This window comes from Paracoccus sp. TRP (genome assembly GCF_000185925.1).
GTDB lineage: Bacteria > Pseudomonadota > Alphaproteobacteria > Rhodobacterales > Rhodobacteraceae > Paracoccus > Paracoccus kondratievae.
Map to the genome: position 1 here is coordinate 1 of NZ_AEPN01000113.1, position 1178 is coordinate 1178.

At 59.9% G+C, this 1178-nt stretch carries 1 protein-coding gene; it reads left to right on the forward strand.

Annotation, left to right across the window (positions count from 1 at the left end):
• The coding region (tuf, locus tag PARACOCCUSGL_RS0120075; protein ID WP_010401000.1) for an elongation factor Tu at window positions 1-1176 on the forward strand (1176 nt) is incomplete at its 5' end.
• Window positions 1177-1178: the final 2 nt, after the last annotated feature.

Sequence of the window (1178 nt, forward strand, 5' to 3'; positions counted from 1 at the left end):
ATGGCAAAGGCAAAGTTTGAACGTACGAAACCGCACGTCAACATTGGTACGATTGGTCACGTTGACCACGGCAAGACGACTCTGACGGCAGCGATCACCAAGTACTACGGTGAATTCAAGGCCTACGATCAGATTGACGGGGCCCCTGAAGAGCGTGCTCGGGGTATCACGATCTCGACGGCGCACGTTGAGTACGAGTCCGATACGCGCCACTATGCGCACGTCGACTGCCCCGGCCACGCTGACTATGTCAAGAACATGATCACGGGCGCTGCGCAGATGGACGGCGCGATCCTGGTTGTGAACGCTGCTGACGGCCCGATGCCTCAGACACGTGAACACATCCTGCTGGGCCGTCAGGTTGGCATCCCCTACATGGTCGTTTACCTGAACAAGGTTGACCAGGTTGACGATCCCGAGCTGCTGGAACTGGTCGAGATGGAGGTTCGTGAGCTTCTGTCGTCCTACGACTACCCCGGCGACGACATTCCGATCATCAAGGGCTCGGCCCTGGCTGCTCTGGAAGGCCGCGACGCCGAGATCGGCGAGAACTCGATCCGGGAACTGATCAAGGCCGTTGACGAGTACATCCCGACGCCCGAGCGTGCGGTTGACCTGCCGTTCCTGATGCCGATCGAAGACGTGTTCTCGATCTCGGGCCGTGGTACGGTTGTGACCGGCCGTGTTGAGCGTGGCGCGGTGAACGTCGGCGACGAGCTTGAGATCATCGGGATCCGTCCGACCAAGAAGACGACCTGCACCGGCGTCGAGATGTTCCGCAAGCTTCTGGATCGCGGTGAGGCTGGCGACAACATCGGCGCTCTGCTGCGCGGTGTTGAGCGTGACGGCGTTGAGCGTGGTCAGGTTCTGGCGAAACCGGGTTCGGTTACCCCGCACACCGAGTTTGAAGCCGAGGCCTACATCCTGACCAAGGAAGAGGGCGGTCGTCACACTCCGTTCTTTGCGAACTACCGTCCGCAGTTCTACTTCCGGACCACTGACGTGACCGGTACGGTGAAGCTGCCGGAAGGCACCGAGATGGTTATGCCTGGCGACAACCTGAAGTTCACGGTTGAACTGATCGCTCCGATCGCGATGGAAGAGAAGCTGCGCTTCGCCATCCGTGAAGGCGGCCGCACCGTCGGCGCAGGCGTCGTCTCCAAAATCATTAAATAAGC